Origin of the sequence: Streptomyces sp. NPDC088732 (assembly GCF_044751205.1) — a bacterium.
GTDB lineage: Bacteria > Actinomycetota > Actinomycetes > Streptomycetales > Streptomycetaceae > Actinacidiphila.
Genome location: NZ_JBIVLI010000032.1, coordinates 31,413 through 49,326, shown reverse-complemented (window position 1 = coordinate 49,326; position 17,914 = coordinate 31,413). Strand labels below are relative to the sequence as shown.

At 69.5% G+C, this 17,914-nt stretch carries 14 protein-coding genes; 11 read left to right on the top strand and 3 right to left on the bottom strand.

The window, feature by feature from the left end; translation table 11 throughout:
* Positions 1–42: 42 nt before the first annotated feature.
* Positions 43–1,197, top strand: coding sequence for a tyrosine-type recombinase/integrase (locus ACIP9H_RS37590; protein WP_401595550.1), 1,155 nt, complete (start codon positions 43–45; stop codon positions 1,195–1,197).
* 766 nt (positions 1,198–1,963) lie between these two features.
* On the opposite strand, the gene ACIP9H_RS37585 is transcribed toward ACIP9H_RS37590, so the two are convergent.
* Both ACIP9H_RS37585 and ACIP9H_RS37580 read right to left on the bottom strand, forming a co-directional pair.
* Complete coding sequence (locus tag ACIP9H_RS37585) at positions 1,964–2,644, bottom strand: CBS domain-containing protein (RefSeq protein ID WP_401595547.1); 681 nt, start codon at positions 2,642–2,644, stop codon at positions 1,964–1,966.
* A gap of 193 nt (positions 2,645–2,837) precedes the next feature.
* Positions 2,838–3,524 (bottom strand): helix-turn-helix domain-containing protein, encoded by a 687-nt coding sequence (locus ACIP9H_RS37580; protein WP_401595544.1) that lies wholly within the window; start codon positions 3,522–3,524, stop codon positions 2,838–2,840.
* A 459-nt stretch (positions 3,525–3,983) separates the two neighbouring features.
* Between ACIP9H_RS37580 and ACIP9H_RS37575 the strand changes: the two genes are divergently transcribed.
* The 10 genes from ACIP9H_RS37575 (at position 3,984) to ACIP9H_RS37530 (ending at position 16,452) form a co-directional block, all read left to right on the top strand.
* On the top strand, positions 3,984–5,510 hold the full coding sequence (locus ACIP9H_RS37575) for an AAA family ATPase (RefSeq protein WP_401595542.1): 1,527 nt from the start codon (positions 3,984–3,986) through the stop codon (positions 5,508–5,510).
* Positions 5,511–5,808: 298 nt separating this feature from the next.
* A complete protein-coding gene (gene ftsH, locus ACIP9H_RS37570; RefSeq protein ID WP_401963450.1) occupies positions 5,809–7,782 on the top strand; it encodes an ATP-dependent zinc metalloprotease FtsH in 1,974 nt (657 codons plus the stop codon).
* Positions 7,783–7,852: 70 nt separating this feature from the next.
* On the top strand, positions 7,853–9,958 hold the full coding sequence (locus tag ACIP9H_RS37565; protein ID WP_401963449.1) for a multicopper oxidase family protein: 2,106 nt from the start codon (positions 7,853–7,855) through the stop codon (positions 9,956–9,958).
* Positions 9,959–10,201: 243 nt separating this feature from the next.
* Complete coding sequence (locus ACIP9H_RS37560; RefSeq protein ID WP_401595533.1) at positions 10,202–11,125, top strand: universal stress protein; 924 nt, start codon at positions 10,202–10,204, stop codon at positions 11,123–11,125.
* Between the two features lie 94 nt (positions 11,126–11,219).
* Positions 11,220–11,720 (top strand): hydrogenase maturation protease, encoded by a 501-nt coding sequence (locus tag ACIP9H_RS37555; RefSeq protein WP_401595530.1) that lies wholly within the window; start codon positions 11,220–11,222, stop codon positions 11,718–11,720.
* A 120-nt stretch (positions 11,721–11,840) separates the two neighbouring features.
* Positions 11,841–13,010: a 4Fe-4S dicluster domain-containing protein gene (locus tag ACIP9H_RS37550; protein WP_401595528.1), complete on the top strand. Its 1,170-nt coding sequence runs from the start codon at positions 11,841–11,843 to the stop codon at positions 13,008–13,010.
* A complete protein-coding gene (locus tag ACIP9H_RS37545; protein ID WP_401595526.1) occupies positions 13,007–13,483 on the top strand; it encodes a cyclic nucleotide-binding domain-containing protein in 477 nt (158 codons plus the stop codon). The genes ACIP9H_RS37550 and ACIP9H_RS37545 overlap by 4 nt, the downstream gene beginning before the upstream one ends.
* Positions 13,483–14,286, top strand: coding sequence for an FAD/NAD(P)-binding protein (locus ACIP9H_RS37540; protein WP_401595524.1), 804 nt, complete (start codon positions 13,483–13,485; stop codon positions 14,284–14,286). The genes ACIP9H_RS37545 and ACIP9H_RS37540 overlap by 1 nt, the downstream gene beginning before the upstream one ends.
* A gap of 1 nt (position 14,287) precedes the next feature.
* Positions 14,288–15,076 carry an oxidoreductase gene (locus tag ACIP9H_RS37535; RefSeq protein ID WP_401595521.1) on the top strand — a complete coding sequence of 263 codons (789 nt, stop codon included), beginning with the start codon at positions 14,288–14,290 and terminating at the stop codon, positions 15,074–15,076.
* Positions 15,073–16,452: a Ni/Fe hydrogenase subunit alpha gene (locus ACIP9H_RS37530; RefSeq protein ID WP_401595518.1), complete on the top strand. Its 1,380-nt coding sequence runs from the start codon at positions 15,073–15,075 to the stop codon at positions 16,450–16,452. The genes ACIP9H_RS37535 and ACIP9H_RS37530 overlap by 4 nt, the downstream gene beginning before the upstream one ends.
* A 71-nt stretch (positions 16,453–16,523) precedes the next feature.
* Here the strand turns inward: ACIP9H_RS37530 and ACIP9H_RS37525 are convergent, their stop codons facing one another.
* The gene (locus ACIP9H_RS37525) at positions 16,524–17,846 is read right to left on the bottom strand and encodes a YbhN family protein (protein WP_401963446.1); all 1,323 of its coding nucleotides are present in this window, start codon (positions 17,844–17,846) and stop codon (positions 16,524–16,526) included.
* Positions 17,847–17,914 lie beyond the last annotated feature (68 nt).

Sequence of the window (17,914 nt, the reverse complement as noted above, 5' to 3'; positions counted from 1 at the left end):
GTCAGCAAACCGTCAGCATGACACCCAGGAGTCAGACCGGCAATGGCAACCATGAGCCTCATCCGCGGCATGGGCACCGTGTTCAAGGACTGCGAGCACCCCGAGTCCCGCTGGACCAGGTGCCCGCACACATACAAGATCAGGTACCGCAACGCGGCCGGGAAGCAGAGCCAGGAATCCGGATTCACCACCCAGGAGAAGGCGAAAGCCCGGCTCGCCGAGGTCTACCAGGATCGGAAGAACTCCCCGCAGAGCCAGCGCAAGGCCGAGCGGATCCAGAAATATGGCGCCATGCCGTTCGGGGAGTACGTCGCCGATTGGGAGGCGGGCCAGCGCGACCTGAGCGCGGCCTCTCTGCGGCACCTCCACTCACTCCTGGAACACCACCTTTACCCCGCGTTCCGGAGCCGTCGGATGGGCACATTCGACCACAAGGTCGTGGAGACCTTCATCCAGACCATGGAACGAAACGGGGTCGGTCTGGCCACGCAGTCCAACGCCTTCGACAAGCTGAGGGCGATCCTTCTCGACGCGCACCGACTCGGCCTCTACGACGAGAACCCTTTCGACGGCGTCAAGCCACCGCAGTACGACCCGAGGCGCGCTGTCATCCCCTCCGTCGCACAGCTGCAAGGCATACGCACGGTCGGCGACGACGCCTTCCATCTCATCGTCGATCTCATGAGCGGCTGTGGCCTGCGAAATGGCGAAGCCGCCGCGGTCAACATCAACAACGTCGTTGCTGACGATGTCTACCGGGTCACCGAGCAGGTCAACCAGACCACCAAGGCCTATGCGCCGCTCAAGCACCGCAAGGCCGGCGACTACCGTGACGTTCCACTCCCGGCCCGAGTCAAGTCCACCCTCGAGTTGTACGCGGACAAGCACGGCACCGTGGACGGCTATCTTCTCCGGGACCCCCAGAACATCAGTAAGCCCTTCCCGTACTACTGCCTGCAAAACCGGTGGCAGCGGATCAAGAAGGCAGGCGAAGTCGACATCCCCGAAGGCATGGTCGTCTACGGCCTCCGCCACTTCTTCGCCTCAAACTGCCTCAGCCGCGGCATCCCCATCACCGATGTCGCCGAGTGGATGGGCCACAAGAGCCTCGACATCACCTTCAAGATCTACCGACACCTCATGCCCGGCTCCATCGGCCGCGCGGCTCAGATCCTCGACATCGGTCTGACTGCCTGAACATGTGAGGAGGGCCTATCCCTCTCCTGCTGGGACGGCCCTCCTCACCAATCGGCCCGAGTTACACAGCGGACACCTGCTGCTGCTTCACCCATGTCTGGACTTCCGACACTTTGAACTGCAGCTTCGCATTCGGCCCGCGCCCGAACCTGTAGGGCACAAGCCCTGCGCGAGGCGCCTCTCGGTACACCCAGGCAACCGACATGTTCAGGTACACCGCCGTCTCCTTGACACTCATAAACTGCTCAGGCACGCGTTCCTCCATGGCGACAACTGAAAGTCCTGCATTGAGTGAGACCAAGCTTCGATGCGAATCAGCGAGTTGGCCGTGCTGTCATCTCGTGATATCGCGGGGTCCGTCCGCCAACGGCTCTGCCCCGTAATCGGTGGTGACGTTCAGCGACGGCGTGTCGTATGGGTCGGAAATCGCCGTCGTGTCGGTCCAGGCGATCTCGGCACCCGTACCTGGCCTGACCGGGCCACCGCCCGCGCCGAGGTCTTCTCCTTCATTGAGACCTTCGGGGATTGCGGGGCCGCAGCAGCATGGCGACGTACTCGCGGGTGTTGGCCACGCACGCCCCCAACGGCATGTGACCGCAGGGGAAACCGCCGGGCCGCAGGGCCAGAAGCGTCCACGCCACGCGGCGTATCACGGCACGGACCCGATCGATGCGGGCCGCGACGGAGGCCCCGATCGCTGCCAGGACACGGCGCAGGGCTCACCCCGGGCGCGCGGGCAGAGCGCACCGTATACACGAGTGCCGGATCATCGGCCCGGATCAGCCGTCGGAACGTCCGGGTCGTCCACGCCGTAGTCGAGCACTGTGTGCACGGCGACCACTCCCTCGACCGACCAGCACAGCCGGTCGAGGAGGGCGATCATGCTCTTCCGTTCCACCTCTCCACGGAGTGTGACGACGCCGTCCTCCACCTCCACACTGATGTCCCGAGGGTCCAGCCAGAGCGCGTGTCGAAGCACTTCGTCGACGATCTCTTCCCGGATCGCAGTGTCCGCGCGCAGAAAGACGCTCATCAGGTCGCTGCGGCTGACGATGCCGATCAATCGCTCCCCCTCATCGACCACCGGGAGACGCCTCACGTGGTGCTCTTCCATTGCGCGGGCCGCTTCGGGCACCGTCCACTCCGGATGTGCGGAGAACAGCTTTGAGGTCATCACCGCCTGTGCGGTCTCTGCCGCCAACCTGTGCTGGTCTGCGGGAGTCCGCTGGGTCTGGGCAAGGTGACCGTGTGGGTCAGGGCGAGCCGCTTCCTTGTGGATCAGGTCCGCTTCGGAGACGAGCCCGACTACATGCCGTGCGGCGTCGATCACCGGCACGGCGCTGACCTCGTTCCGGTCCAGCAGCACGGCGATGTTCTTGACCGGGGTGTCCAGACCTGCCGTGATGACCTCGCGGGTCATCACATCGCCGACGGTGCGATGGTGCATGGCGGCCTCCCCGTGAATCGGTGTCGGTGCCCGCCTCGGTGACATCCTGGGTCTCAGGGGTTCCGGGACGCGCGTTCTGTGATTTACGGCTCTCCTCATTGTCGCCGCCGACCGCCGACTCCGCTGGTCAGGAGCAGCCGAATCCCGGCCGGGAGGCCGCGTACCGTTTCCCCGCGTCGACATGCCGAGCCGATCAGGAGGTTCGAATCACTCGCCCAGTCACCTGCCTGGGATTGATGCGGACCCACAGGTCGCGCTTCCCGCCGGCCCATGGGGCCGTCTCCGCTTGTTCGGATAGCTGCCGTACGACGCCAGGATCGTCGACGTGCTCGGCCCTGCCGACGGTCAGGATGCTCCACCCCGAGCTCATCGCCTCATCGATGTGATCGACTTCGAAGGCGACCTCGGTTCCCGGCGCGGCAGCCGTCACCGCGTCGGGATCCGTGCGGTAGACGATGGTGCCCGCAAGGACGGTGTAGTTGACCGGCAAGACCACCGGCCCCTCCGAAGTGGCCATCGCGACGCGACCGATTCCGTGTGTGCCGAGCCTGTCCCGGCACTCCTCAGGGCCGAGTTTTTGAAGAACCGGATGAGATGAGCTGGGGCCCTGCCCGGGAGGCCGGTCGGCGGCGCCCTCGAGCAGTTCGTTAGGCGTGGTGTCCAGGGCCGCGGCAATCCGGAGCAGGCCTGCGGGATCGAAGTCGGCGCCGGCTTCTTGCAGCAGTTCCAGATAGTGCGGGGACATGCCTGCTCGACGCGCCACCTCCTCACGGCTGATCCCCAGCATCGCGCAGCGCTGCGTCACACGGCGAGCCACATCGCCCGGCTCGGGTTTCGGCGTGCCAGTAGGCGCCTGGGAGGGTATGCGGTTTTCGCTCACGGCTCTGCACCTCCTACCGTCGAGGATGTCACCGTCGGCGGTCGCGGTTCCGTTGGCCGAGCGACGAGGTTCATCGGCAGGCCGTGCTGGGGCCGGCGAGGTCCGAGGCGGGGCTGGAGAAGCAGCTCCACCAGGGTCCCGTGTTCTGTCCCGCCGGGCGGTCCCGTCGAGCTGTGATGTACCTGGCCAGGTTGCACCATGGGAACAGGACGAGCACGGAGTTGCCCGAGCGTGACGACTTTCAGGGTGCGCCGACCCCGCCGAAACGCATCGACGTCGCCGACGTCGCCACTCCGACCCCTCCCGAGGCCACGGGCTCCCTTCTGCCTGGTACGGGACGAGGGCATCGGACACCGGAAAACCCTCCCCACGGGGGTATTCGGTGTCGGCAGCCGGATACCCGACGGCCCGCGGGTAAGTGAGGCGGCCGAGCGCGCCGCCCTGTTATGGAGGCAACGCATGAACGAGCCAGGTGGCGCGAACGGAGCGGTGGTGGCTCCGCGCGCGGAGGTGTGTGAGACCCACACGGCCGTCGTGCTCTTCCTCGGCGACCACGTCTACAAGCTGAAGAAGCCCGTTGATCTGGGGTTTGTCGACTACACCACCGTTTCGGCCCGACGCGCCGCATGTGAGCGGGAAATTGATCTGAACCGGCGCTTCGCCCCGGATGTCTATCTGGGGCTGGGAGAGCTCCGCAGCCCGGACGCACAAACTCCCGAACCGGCGGTCGTGATGCGCCGCCTGCCCGCGAACCGTCGACTGTCCCGCCTGGTGCGTGAGAACGTCCCAGTGACGGAGGCGCTACGGTCCCTGGCGCGCCTGCTCGCGACGCGCCACGCGGAAGCCCCCCGACGTCCCGAGGTGGACCGACAGGGGACCCGCGACGCCCTGCGATCGCGCTGGTCTGCGAACCTCGCCCGTTTCCGGGCGGCGGCCGGCGACGAGTTGCTCCACGGCGACGTGGACGAGATCGAGCGACTTGTAGGGCGCTACCTCGCTGGGCGCGAGGCGTTGTTCGCCCGCCGCATCAAGCAGGGGCGTGTCGTCGACGGACACGGCGACCTGCTCGCCGATGACGTCTTCTGTCTCGACGACGGCCCGCGTGTCCTGGATTGCCTGGAGTTCGACGACGACCTACGGCGTCTCGACGGGCTCGACGACGCCGCCTTCCTCGCCATGGACCTGGAACAGCTCGGTGCCCCGCACGCCGCGATGTACTTCCTCGACCAATACGCGGAGTGCTCCGGGGACCCTGCGCCTCCCTCGCTGTGGCACCACTACGTAGCCTATCGCGCGTTCGTGCGGGCCGAGGTCTCGCTGATCCAGGCGCGGCAGGGGGCGGCCGGTGCCGAGGCGGCATCGCAGCGGCTCGTCTCCGCCGCGTTGTGCCACCTGCGCACAGCCGCCGTCCGTCTCACGCTCGTCGGAGGCCTCCCCGGGAGCGGGAAGTCCACGCTTGCCGGGGCGCTGGCCGACCGTCTCGGAGCGACGCTGCTCAGCAGCGACCGGCTCCGCAAGGAACTGGCGGGCCTTCCCGCGGAGACCGCGGCGGCTGCGGGGTACCGCAAAGGGCTGTACACGTCTGAGTGGACGGCGCGTACTTACGCCCTCCTCCTCGACCGTGCCGCAGCGCTCTTGCGTCACGGTGAGTCGGTTGTCCTGGACGCCACCTGGTGCGACTCGGGACAACGTGCAGCGGCTGCCGGCGTAGCCGTTCAAGCCAGTGCGGATCTGGTGCCTCTGCGCTGCAGCGTTCCCAGCGCAGTGGCGGCCACTCGGCTGGAGACCCGTGGCCCCGGGGCTTCCGACGCCGGGCCTGCCGTTGCCGCTGCGATGGCAGCCGACGAAGCTCCGTGGCCGGAGGCCGTTCCGATTGACACCGGCGGCGATCTCGAGACGGCTGTGGAACAGGCACTGGTGTCGATTCATCCGCCGGCCACTTCTCTGGCACAGCCATTCCGCCGACCACGAAGGGAACCGGGCTGACGTTCGGCCACCGCCGCCGGGCGTCCGAGGCGCGTCGCGCGGTCGAGGCCGTTCGGCGCTGTCGAGCAAGGCTGTGCCGCGGTTGGCCGGTCCGCAGAGGGCGGATGGGGCGGGACGAACGACGGTGTGGCTGGTTGCCCGTCCGCCCGGCCCCGGCGGCGTCACCGGTGGCGCACCCGCGGCGTCCGGGCGCGACACGGCGACCGGAACTCGTCGGTCACAAGGCGTTGTCCTCGCGACGTGCCGCTTGCTCGCTCATGACCGATGCTGGAAGCAGCCAGCGCGCACCGGGACGACCGTGGTCCGTTCCGTGTGTGCACCCTCGCTGAGGAGCAGGTCATTGCTCACACGGGTCCGTCTGCCAGGACGCCACGCATCACGTTCGGCGAAGTCGGGGCCGCCGCGGGAGCCGCCACCCCCAGTCCCCGAGGCGTCGGCACCGTGGTGGCCTTGGTTCATTCCACTCGCCGCCCTCATCGTCGTCCTCGTGGTGATCGCCCGTGCTCCGGCACAGCGGACTCCGTCCTTCCCGTACAGCGACTTCGTCGCCAAGGTGAACGCCGGACAAGTGAAGGCCGTGGTCGTCAACGACAAGGGCGCCGTCGACGGCACGCTGCAAAACGGCGCCAAGTTCACCACTCGCATCCCGGTCGCCCTGGACACCAGCCCGCTGGACGCCCAGTTGCGGGCCCGGCACGTGGAGATCACCGCGACCCAGACCAGCGGAACCGGGGGCTGGACGCCCTGGCTGGTCTTCGTCCTCCCGCTGCTGATCATCGGAGCCCTGTTCTGGTGGAGCGGAAGGAAGGCGGCGCGACCCCTGGCCGGCACTCAGGGCACCATGGGCCGGTCCCGAGCCAAGATCATCGAGGCCGAGCGCCCTCATACCGGCTTCGACGACATCGCAGGGTATGAGGGTGTCAAACAGGAGATCAGCGAAATCGTCGACTTCCTCCGCCGCCCCGGCCGCTATGCCGCGGCAGGCGCCAAGGGGCCGCGCGGAGTGATCATGGTGGGGCCGCCGGGAACCGGCAAGACACTCTTCGCGCGTGCCGTGGCCGGAGAGGCCGAAGTGCCGTTTCTGTCCGTGACGGGCTCGGCATTTGTCGAGATGTTCGTGGGCGTCGGGGCATCCAGGGTGCGCGACTTGTTCGGTGAGGCGCGCAAGAGAGCACCGTCGATCGTGTTCATCGACGAGATCGACGCGGTCGGCAGCCGCCGCGGTGGCACCGGCTCGGGGAGCGCCGACGAGCGCGAACAGACTCTCAACCAGCTGCTGGCGGAAATGGACGGCTTCGACCAGAGCAGCGGCATCGTCGTGCTCGCCGCCACAAACCGTCCGGACACACTGGACCCAGCCCTGCTTCGGCCCGGCCGCTTCGACCGGCATGTGACGGTTCCGCTGCCCAACCAGAGCGAACGGGCCGCGATCCTCGCAGTCCACGCCCGCGGAAAGACCATGCACCGGGACGTCGACTGGGACGTCGTGGCACGGGCCACGCCTGGATTCTCCGGGGCCGACCTCGCCAATCTGGTCAACGAGGCAGCCATCAACGCCGTGCGGGACGACCGAGCGGTCATCGGGGCCTCTGACCTGGACAGCGCCCGCGACCGTGTACTGCTGGGGCGTCGGGAAAGCTCCAACGCACTGCTCCCCGAGGAACGGCACGCCGTGGCCGTCCACGAATCGGGCCACGCACTGGTCGCGGCCCTGTGCGCACACGCCGACCCGGTCGCCAAGGTCACCATCCTTCCGTCAGGACCCTCGCTGGGCACCACCGAACAACTCCCCGAGGCCGATCGGCACCTGTACACACACGGCTACCTGACAGACCTGCTCTGCGTGCGGCTGGGGGGTCGTGCCGCCGAACTCGTCGTCCTGGGAGAGGGTTCCACCGGAGCGGCGGACGACCTGGCGGGAGCAACTCGAATCGCGGCGCGCATGGTCACCGAATTCGGTCTATCCGCCGTTCTCGGCCCCGTCGGTTATGGCTCGGGCGCCACCGGCTACCTTGCCGAGCAGGAGCGGAACGAATCCCGCCGGGGCTACTCGGAACGCACCCAGCGGATCGTCGACATGGAGACCGCACGCCTGGTCACGGATGCGGAGAGACGCGCTGTCACCATGCTGCGCAGTCATCGCGCGGCTCTCGATTCCCTGACAGGGCTGCTGGTTGCTCACGAGACCGTCGATGGGCCGGTGGTCCTGGATGCCCTGCACAAAGAGGGACCGGATCACCGTGCCGGCCCGTCTCAGGCCGCTGTGCCCTGATGCAATACCCTGCTGTGCGCTTCCACCCCTGCCGGAGATGCCCCGGTGCGCGGGCCGCACGGCTCGGGCGATGACACCTGTTCGGCGTACCTCATCGACGTTCGGACGCCCCCCTTGCAACACACTGGGACGAAGGGAATGGTCGACGGGGCAGGCAGGCGACGGTGTGGTTACGAGACGACGTGTCATCCAGGCCGTGGTAGCCGGAGGGGCCTTCGCTCTGATCCCGGACCTGGGTGGGAGCGCGCCGTCACCCCTGCAGGTGCCACTGATCGGCCGGACCGTACTGGATCCGAAGCACATTGGGAAGTACAAGAGACAACTGGTCATCCCCCCGGTGATGCCACAGTCCGACCCGACCGCGAAGGAAGGGGTCCATCACTACACCATCGCGGTTCGCCAGTTCCGGCAGCAGGTACTGCCCCCCGGTCTCCCGGCGACGACGGTGTGGGGGTACGGCTCCCCACACCACCCAGGGACCTTCCACTACCCCGCGTTCACCATCGAGGCGCGGTCCGGTACGCCGGTGCGAGTGCGGTGGGAGAACCAGCTGCGCGATCCGGCGGGCCGATGCCTGCCGCACCTCCTGCCTGTCGACCCCACGCTGCACTGGGCGAACCCGCCGGGCGGAACCGGTCGACGGGACGGACACGGGATGTTCGACTCGACACCAGCCCCGTACCGCGGCCCAGTGCCGATCGTGACGCACCTGCACGGTGGGCGGAACACCGAGGAGAGCGACGGATACCCCGAGGCCTGGTACCTTCCTGACGCCGTCGACATCCCGGCACGGTATGCCCACGTCGGTACGTTCTACGACGACTTTCGGCACAAGGCCGAAACCGCCTACGGCGTCGTGTGGACCGCCGGAGATGCCATCTTCCAGTACGCCAACGAGGAGCGGGCGGCGACGTTCTGGTTTCACGACCACGCCCTGGGCGTGACGCGGCTGAACGTCTACGCCGGTCTGGCCGGGTTCTACCTTCTGCGAGGCGGTCCGGCAGACCTCCCCGAAGGCGTCCTGCCCGGTCCTGCCCCCCGCCTCGGGGATCCGCCGGGCCGGAAGTACCACGAGATCCCGCTCGTCATCCAGGACAGGTCGTTCCACACCGACGGCAGTCTCCTCTATCCCGCGAGCCGTGCCGCCTTCGACGGATTCAACGGCCCGTATGTGCCGGAGAGTGATGTCCCGCCGATCTGGAACCCGGAGTATTTCGGCAACGCGATGGTGTCCAACGGTGCGACATGGCCGGTCCTCGACGTCGAACCCCGCCGCTACCGATTCCGCACCCTCAACGGGTGCAACGCGCGGTACCTGATCCTCAAAGTCGTCACCGACCCGGTCGCAAGCCGACCCGTGAAACCGGCCCTGGTCTTCTGGCAGCTCGGAAGCGAAGGAGGTTTCCTCCCGTCGCCCGTCGAGCGCGAGCAACTGCTCATTGCCCCTGCGGAGCGCGCCGACGTGATCATCGACTTCACATCGGTGCCCGTGGGCACGGCCCTGTATCTCATCAACGAGGGCCCGGACACCGCGTTCAAAGGGGGAAGGGCGGGAGTCGATTTCGCCTCGGCCGATCCGGCTACCACCGGGCAGGTCCTCAGGTTCGACGTCCGCCCCCTCACCTCGCCGGACACGAGCGTGCCGCCGGAACATCTGACGCTGCCTTCACTGGAGCCGCTCGGGCCGGCCGACCGCACTCGTCGGCTCTCCCTCAACGAGCAGAGTTCCGCCGTCCTGCCGCACAGCGGGCCCCGGCAACTCCTGCTCGGAACCGTCGACGACCGAGGTAAGCCACTCCCAATGCGGTGGAATGATTCCACCACGGAGAACCCCGCCCTCGGAGCAACAGAGGTCTGGGAGATCCACAACTTCACGGCGGACGCGCACCCGATCCATGTCCACGAGGTCCAGTTCCAGATCGTCGACCGGCAGAAGTCAGGGCGGGCAGCCGTCTCGCCGCCGGAGGCTTGGGAACGCGGTTACAAGGACACCGCCATCGCATACCCGGGCACCGTCACCCGGCTCAAGGCGACGTTCGACCGGCCCGGCCGCTTCGTGTGGCACTGTCACATGCTCGAACACGAGGACAACGAGATGATGCGGCCCTACGTGGTCGGACCGCTGCGGAACGGCCGGCCGGGACACCCTCCTGCCGGAGGGAAAGACCGAGTCTGACAGCCACCGAATCGCCTTCCTCGGCTGTCCGGGGCTGCCGGGCGCTCCTCACCGTCCCACCGCGGCCATGTGACATGCCATCAGATCCTGCCGTCGGACGCGGAATCCGGTTCCGCGAGCGACACGGGGCGCTTCGGCCCGTGCATGGGGGCCGTCCGGCCCCGGGCGCCGCCGGCACACCGCGTTCACGCTGGGTTCGACGGCCGATGAAGCATCGCGCCTGGGGAGCGAAGGAGGGGCACGATGGACGCGGAACCGGACCAGGACTTGGGCTCCACGTGGTGGGAGCCGCCGCCCAACCCGGAGTTGTTCGGCCACGTGGTGGTCGGGGTGGACGGCTCGCCGGCCTCCGGGCGTGCGCTTGACGCCGCGGTGGCCGAGGCCGACAGGCGTGATGTGCGGCTGGAGATTCTGCACGGGCAGCCCTGGGGCGGCCACCGCAAGGCCGCGCGCCAGGGGATCCGCCCCTACCACGTCGCGCAGGCGTTGCTCGCGTCGGCCGCCGCACGCGCCGCCGAACTGCGCCCGGGCCTGCGGGTGAGTACCTCGCTGGTCGACCGGCACGCCGGGGGAGTTCTGGTGCGCCGCACTCGCGACGCGGGTCTCGCCGTGGTCGGGACCCGGGGCCACGGCGCTGTCACGGGCGCGCTCCTCGGCTCGGTGAGCCTCCATGTGGCCGGGCGCTCGGCCTGTCCGCTGCTCGTCGTGCGTGGGGAATCACCTGCGCGACCCACTGGACACGGTCACGTGGTGCTGGGCCTGGAAAGCGACGCCGACACCGAGGCGACGGCGTTCGCATTGGCCGAGGCCGACCGCCGTCACGTCCCGTTGACCGTCCTGCATACCTGGACCTCCCAGCCGACCGCGGCCCGAAGGCAGCGGGCGGGCGAGTATTCCGCGGGGTTCACGGAGCGCTCGGAAGTGATCCGGACGGTCGCTCGGCTGGGCAAGGCCCACCCGGAAGTCGCGACCGACATCGAAACGGTCCACGGTACGGCGCCCCACGTGCTTCTAGAGGCCACGCGTACCGCCGACGTGGTCGTCGTGGCCGCGCATCGCCGCGCAGGAGGGCCCGGGCCGCGGCTCGGCCCGGTCACCCGCGCCCTGCTGCACGGTGCATACTGCCCGGTGGCGGTCGTTCCGGTCCCTGCGACGGGACAGCCGTGAGAACACGGCCGGCATTCCCGCGCCCGGACATCCTCCCGTCCAGAGGCGGTCCGCGGCGTGAGGTGATCCAATGGCCCCGGAAGGAGGCACGGCCATGCCGGGTACGGCGGCTTCGGTGGTCATCGGGATCGGCAATGTGTTCCGGCGCGACGACGGCGTCGGCTGGGCAGTCATCGAGGCACTTCGGGACGACACGGTGGCGCTTCCACCGAGCACGGAGCTGCGCGAGTCGGCCGGAGATCCTGCGCAACTGATGGACATGTGGGAGAACTCCCGTCGGGCTGTCGTCGTCGATGCCTGTTTCCCTCCCCGTCCCCGTCCCGGGCGCGTTCACCGTTGGCGTCCTGGGGCCGGCGGCGTGCCGTCACCGGTCACTCAAGAGCACAGCACACACGGCCTCGGACTCGTCCACGCCCTGCGTCTCGCCGAGAGCCTCGGGCGTCGAGCAGGGGACATGGTGGTGTACGCGGTCGAAGGAGCCGACCGGTCCATGGGCACGGGGCTCACGCCGCAGGTCGCGGACGCGGTACGGCCGCTCGCACTGCGCATCGCCGCCGACCTCGCCCGGCACGCGGGTGCCCGCCAGGGGCCGTAAGGGCGAAATCCGCCGGCATCCCGCGTGGCCGGGCACCACCGCGAAGAGAGCGTGGTCCAGTGGATCGGACGACTGCGCCGGGCCCCTCGGGACCCGGTCACGGAGGCTGAGGGGACCGGAATGACGGACGGCCCGGACGGCGTCGCGGCCACGCGGGAGCAGGACACGGCGGTCCTCGACCCGGCCGCCCTCGAAGTACTGGTGCAGGTTCTGCGCCAAAGGGGTCGTACGGTGGTGGGCCCCACGGTGCGGGACGGTGCGATCGTTCTTGCCGAGCTGGAGTCAGCTGCTGAACTGCCCCACGGATGGGGGGTCGAGCTGGAGGCGGGCCGGTACAGGATTCGGCAGCGCGCTGACGCGGCGGCTTTCGCGCACAGCGCCGGACCGCAGTCGTGGAAGTCCTTCCTCCATCCGGAGCGGGTTCGTCAGTGGACCGCGGACCGTGAGCCGGGCGGAGACGTGACGGTGCGCCCGCAGGAGCCGGAGGCCGTCGCGTACGCCTTCCTCGGTGTACGCCCGTGCGACCTGCGGGCTATTCGCATCCTGGACCGGGTGATGACCGGCGGAAAGCACCGCGACCCCGTCTACGGTTCGCGACGCTCGGCGGCGTTCTTGATCGCGGTCGAATGCACAGAACCCGGGGCGACCTGCTTCTGCGTCTCCATGGGAGCCGGCCCCGCCGCGGACGAAGGATTCGACCTGGCGCTCACCGAAGTGGTGGACGCCGACGGCCACCGCCTGCTGTGCCGCAGCGGCAGCGAGGAGGGCGCCGCAGTGCTCGCCGAGCTTCCCCGCCGCGACGCGGACGACGCCACACGGGTTGCCGCGGCCAAGGCCGTCGGCGACGCTGCCGAACACATGGGCCGGTCCATGCCACCGGTGGATCTACGCACCCTGATGCGCGACAACCTGGAGGCGGACCGCTGGGACGACGTGACGTCCCGCTGTCTAAGCTGCGGCAACTGCACCATGGTCTGCCCCACCTGCTTCTGCACCACCAGCGAGGACGTCACGGACCTGACCGGCGACCACGCCGAACGCTGGCGACGCTGGGACTCCTGCTACGACCTGGACTTCACCGCGCTGCACGGCGAACCCGTGCGCGCGTCGCCCCGCAGCCGATACCGCCAGTGGCTGACCCACAAGCTCGGTACCTGGCACGACCAGTTCGGCAGTTCCGGATGCGTAGGCTGCGGACGGTGCATCGTCTGGTGCCCCACCGGCATCGATCTGACCGAGGAAGCGCACGCCCTGCACGAGGAAGCCGCGCGGAAGGGGCACCTTCGATGAGCCTGCCCACCGCGTCGAACCCCGAGAAGGGTGTCCTCGGCGCACTGCCGGTCGAAGACAGGGAACGGCTGATGACACTCGCCCAGCCCGTGCAGTTCCCCGCTTTCGCGCGCATCTTCGAAGAGGACGAGCAGGCCGACCGTTTCTGGATCATCCGTACGGGCAGCGTCGCCCTTGACGTCCAGGCCCCCGGCCGTGGCCGGGACGTCGTCGAAACCGTGGGGGAGGGGGGCCTGCTCGGCTGGTCGTGGCTGTGCCCTCCCCGGCAGTGGCACCTGGGGGCAGAGGCACGTGAACCGGTGACGGCGTGGGAATTCGACGCGACCGCGGTCCGGGCGATGTGCGTCGAGCACCCCGCGCTGGGAATGTCACTGGTGACCCTGGTCGCGGAGACGATCGGGCACCGGCTGCGCGCGACCCGCACCCGGCTGCTCGACCTGTACGGTCCGCGCGGAGGCGGATCGACGGCGTGATGTCCCTTCCCCTCCCCTTCCGCGCGGCCGGGCGCCGCCCCGACACGGCCGACACGGTCACGATCGACCTGGAGGCGGCGGCCGGCGGGGTGCTGCCGCCCTTCGCACCGGGACAGTTCGCGATGGTGTACGCCTTCGGCGTCGGCGAGATCCCGGTATCGGTGTCCCGGACGGCGAACGGGCGCATCAGTATCACCGTCCGGGCCGTCGGCGCGGTGTCGAGGGCTCTGTGCGGCCTTCCCGTGGGAGCACCGGTCGGCGTGCGCGGCCCGTTCGGCGTCGGATGGGACGTGGACGCCGCCGAGGGGCACGACCTGCTGATCGTGGCCGGCGGGATCGGCCTGGCCCCGCTGCGTCCCCTGGTACACGCCGTTCTCGCCCGGCCCTGGGCATACCGGCGGCTGAACGTCCTGGCCGGTGCGCGGAGCCCCCAGGACGCGCTCTACCAGGATGAATTCCCTTCGTGGCAGTGCCACTTCGCCGCTGTCGCCGTGGACCGGCCCACTGGGAAATGGCGCGGCAGGGTGGGAGTCGTGACCGCACTCCTGGACGAAGCCCGCTTCACGCCGGAGGAGACCACCGCCTTCGTCTGCGGGCCCGAGGTCATGATCCGTGCCACCGCCCGCAGACTGATCCACCTCGGGGTGCGGCCGGACCGCATCCAGGTGTCCCTGGAGCGCAACATGAGGTGCGCCACGGGTCACTGCGGCCACTGCCAGTTGGGGCCGCTGTTGCTGTGCCGCGACGGCCCTGTCGTTCCCTACGACCTCGCCCGGCCACTGCTCACCGTACGGGAACTGTGACATGACCTCCTCCTCCACCCGCCCCGTACGTACCCGTCCCCGCCTGGGGGTCTTCAAGTTCGCCTCGTGCGACGGCTGTCAGCTCACACTCCTGAACTGCGAAGACGAACTGCTCGTGCTCGCCGAGGAACTGGAGATCGCCCACTTCGTCGAGGCGTCCGGCGAGATCACGCCCGGACCGTACGACCTGGCGCTCGTCGAGGGATCGATCAGCACTCCGGAGGACGCCGCGCGGATCCGCCGGGTCCGTGCGGACTCCCGCCACCTGGTGACCATCGGGGCCTGCGCCACGGCCGGCGGGGTGCAAGCGCTGCGGAACTACGCCGACGTGGAGGAATACCTCGAGACGGTCTACGCACGGCCCGACTACATCGCGACCCTCGCCACCTCCACCCCGATTTCGTCCCACGTCAGGGTCGACTTCGAACTGCGAGGCTGCCCCATCGACCGGGGTCAGCTCCTGGAGGTCGTGACCGCCTTCCTGGCCGACCGCCGACCCGGGATCCCGAACCACAGCGTCTGCTTCTCCTGCAAGCGCCGCGGGACGGTGTGCGTCACCGTGGCGCGGGGGACGCCGTGCCTGGGTCCGGTGACCCACGCGGGTTGCGGCGCCATCTGCCCGGCGTACGGCCGGGGCTGCTACGGCTGCTTCGGACCGGCGGGAACGGTGAACCTCCCCGCGCTCGTCCCGCTCCTGCGCCGTGACGGCATGAGCGACGGGGACGTCGGGCGCTTCCTGCACACGTTCAACGTGACCGCGTTCACCGCCGTTGAAGAGGGAGCGTCGTGACCGGGCCCCGTGACGAGTCACTCGTGGTGCGCCTTCCGGCGCTGGCGCGCATCGAGGGTCAGGCGGCCCTTCGGCTGCGCATCCGGCAGGGCATGGTCGCCGAAGCCCGGCTGAGCATCTACGAGCCGCCACGATTCTTCGAGGCATTCCTACGCGGCCGTGCACACACCGAGCCACCCGACCTGACCTCGCGGATCTGCGGCATCTGCCCGGTCGCCTACCAACTCACAGCGTGCCGGGCCGTGGAGGACGCCTGCGGAGTGGCCGTGGAAGGCCAACTCGCCGCCCTGCGGCGCCTGCTCTACTGCGGGGAGTGGATCGAGAGCCAGACGCTCCACATCCATCTCCTGCACGCCCCGGACTTCCTCGGCCACGAGGACGTCATCGGCCTGGCCCGCGACCACCGGCCCCACGTGGAGCGGGGACTGCGGCTGAAACAGGCGGGCAACGCCGTGATGGAGTTGCTCGGCGGGCGGTCGGTCCATCCCGTCAACGTGCGTCTGGGAGGGTTTCACCGCATTCCGACCCGCTCCGAACTGCGGCCCCTGGCCGAGAGACTCCGCGCGGCTTTGGACGACGCGTGGGACACGGTCCGCTGGGTCGCCGGCTTCGACTTTCCCGAGGCACGATGCGAGGCCGACCTGCTCGCCCTCGCCGAGCCCGGCACGTACGCCATCGAATCCGGTGTCCCCACCGTGCTGCCCGCCGACGTGACGCTCCCGCCACGGACCATTTCCGTTGAGGAGTTCTCCGCACACGTCATCGAGGAGCAGGTCCCTAACTCCACCGCGCTGCACTCGCGGCTGGACGGCCGGGTCCAACTGACGGGGTCCTTGGCGCGCTACGCCATCAGCGGGCACCTGCTTTCCCCCGTGGCCCGGCAGGCGGCTCGGGAGGCCGGGCTGGAACCACCGCCGCCCTCCGGCGCACCGCCTTCGCACCGTGAACGCTTCCGCCCGAACCCCTACCGCAGCATCATTGTGAGGGCGGTGGAGGTGCTGTACGCGGTCGACGAGGCACTGCGCATCATCGACGCATACGAACCCCCGCCGCTTCCCCACATGGAGGTGCCGTCCCGGGCCGGCGCGGGACACGGAGCCACCGAGGCCCCGCGGGGGCTGCTCCATCACGCGTACGTACTGGACGGTGAAGGCCGGGTCGCCCGGGCACAGATCGTCCCGCCGACAGCCCAGAACCAGGGAGCGATCGAGGACGACCTGCGCCGCCTCGTCCAGCGGGAACTCGACCGTGGCGGCCTCTCCGACATCGAGCTGGCCCGTGTGTGCGAGCGGATCATCCGCAATCACGACCCGTGCATCTCCTGTGCCGCGCACTTCTTGAACCTGGACGTGGACGTCGAGCCGGCTGTCGACTGACCTGGCGCGACAGGTGTCGGAGCGGCGCGGCGGACCAGGGCGCGGGCGACCGTGGGTTCGCCTGCGCACGGTCACACCCGCCGCGCGGTCACCGCGCACCACGCCGCCCACCCGACGGGCTGCACCGCCCAGAAGCTGACGGCCCGGTACAGCAAGGTCACGGCTATCGCCGATCCGGGCGCGAGCCCGCACGCGACCAGCAGCGCCGACAGACCTGCCTCGACCACGCCCAGACTGCCCGGCGTCAGGCGCAGACTGCCGGACAGCTGTGTGAGTCCGTAGGCGAGGAGCAGGCCGTGCCAAGGCACGCCGATGCCGAGCGCCCACGTGCAGGCGACCAGGCAGGCGGCGTCGAACAGCCAGTTCAGCAGTGCCCAGCAAGCGGGCCGGAGCCAGGTACGGACTCCTGGATGCAGCGCGCGGGCCTGGACCGCGACCCGGTCCAGTGCCTGCTGGCCACGGCGAACGCGTGCCGATCGGCGGCCCGCGGACACCCACGCAGAATGTGCCGCGTCGCGCATGTGGGGCGAGCGGGACAGCGCCACGACCGTCAGCACGGCGGCGCAGCCCAGGAGAAGGACGCCCGCGACGGGGCGGACGAAGGCCGAGGTGCCCGTCGCGCCGACACTGAAGATCCCGGCGACGACGACAGCGGTCAGGCCGAGGGCCGACAGCGCGCCGGCGGCCGCCAGCGTCGCGATGGCGAGCGTCGGTTCGACACCTCGTCGACGGAACTGGCCGTACACCCAGGCACTGGCGAACGCTGCGCCACCGGGGAGGACACCAGCCACGGCATTTCCGGCGAGAACGACAGCCGTCATCGTCCGCAAGCTCCACCGCCTCCCCGCTACTGCGAGCAGCCGTCGGGGCACTGCGGCGAAGCACACCAATGACAGGGCCTCACAGGCCACGGCCACCGCCAGTCCCGACCCGCGCACCTTGCCGATCAGGGCGTACGCCTCCGCGAGCTCACTACGGTGGAGGAAGCCGGCGAACACGACCGCCGCCACGACCGCGGCCGCCCCCAGCCATCGGGCTCGGCCAGGTTGCCGTCCCGGCCGTCGTCCCCCGGGCCCGGAGGGACCGGGCAGGGCAGTTGCCGTCGTGCCCCGGATCGGGCGATCCGGGACGCCCCGATGCGGGGCCGGCGGTGCGCAAGGCGGATCGGACCGGGAACCGCTGTGCTCCTCCCTCCCCCGAGCGACCGCGGGGACGCCGGCGGTCGTGGCGGCGTACGGTCGCTGCCCGTGCCGTCTCCGGAACCTCTGCCACCCGGTCGGTCCAGTCGGCGGGGGCGGCTCCGGCGGACGCCGGACCGCCCGGCATGAGGGCCGCCTGCCCGGTCCGCCATCAGACAGGTCCGCAGAGGCCGCTGCTGGGAATCCGGCTGTCATGGTGGGTGTCCCTCCTCGACCGAGGGCCGCGTCCGCGGAAGCGCGGTTGGGTGCGCATCCGTGGCGGA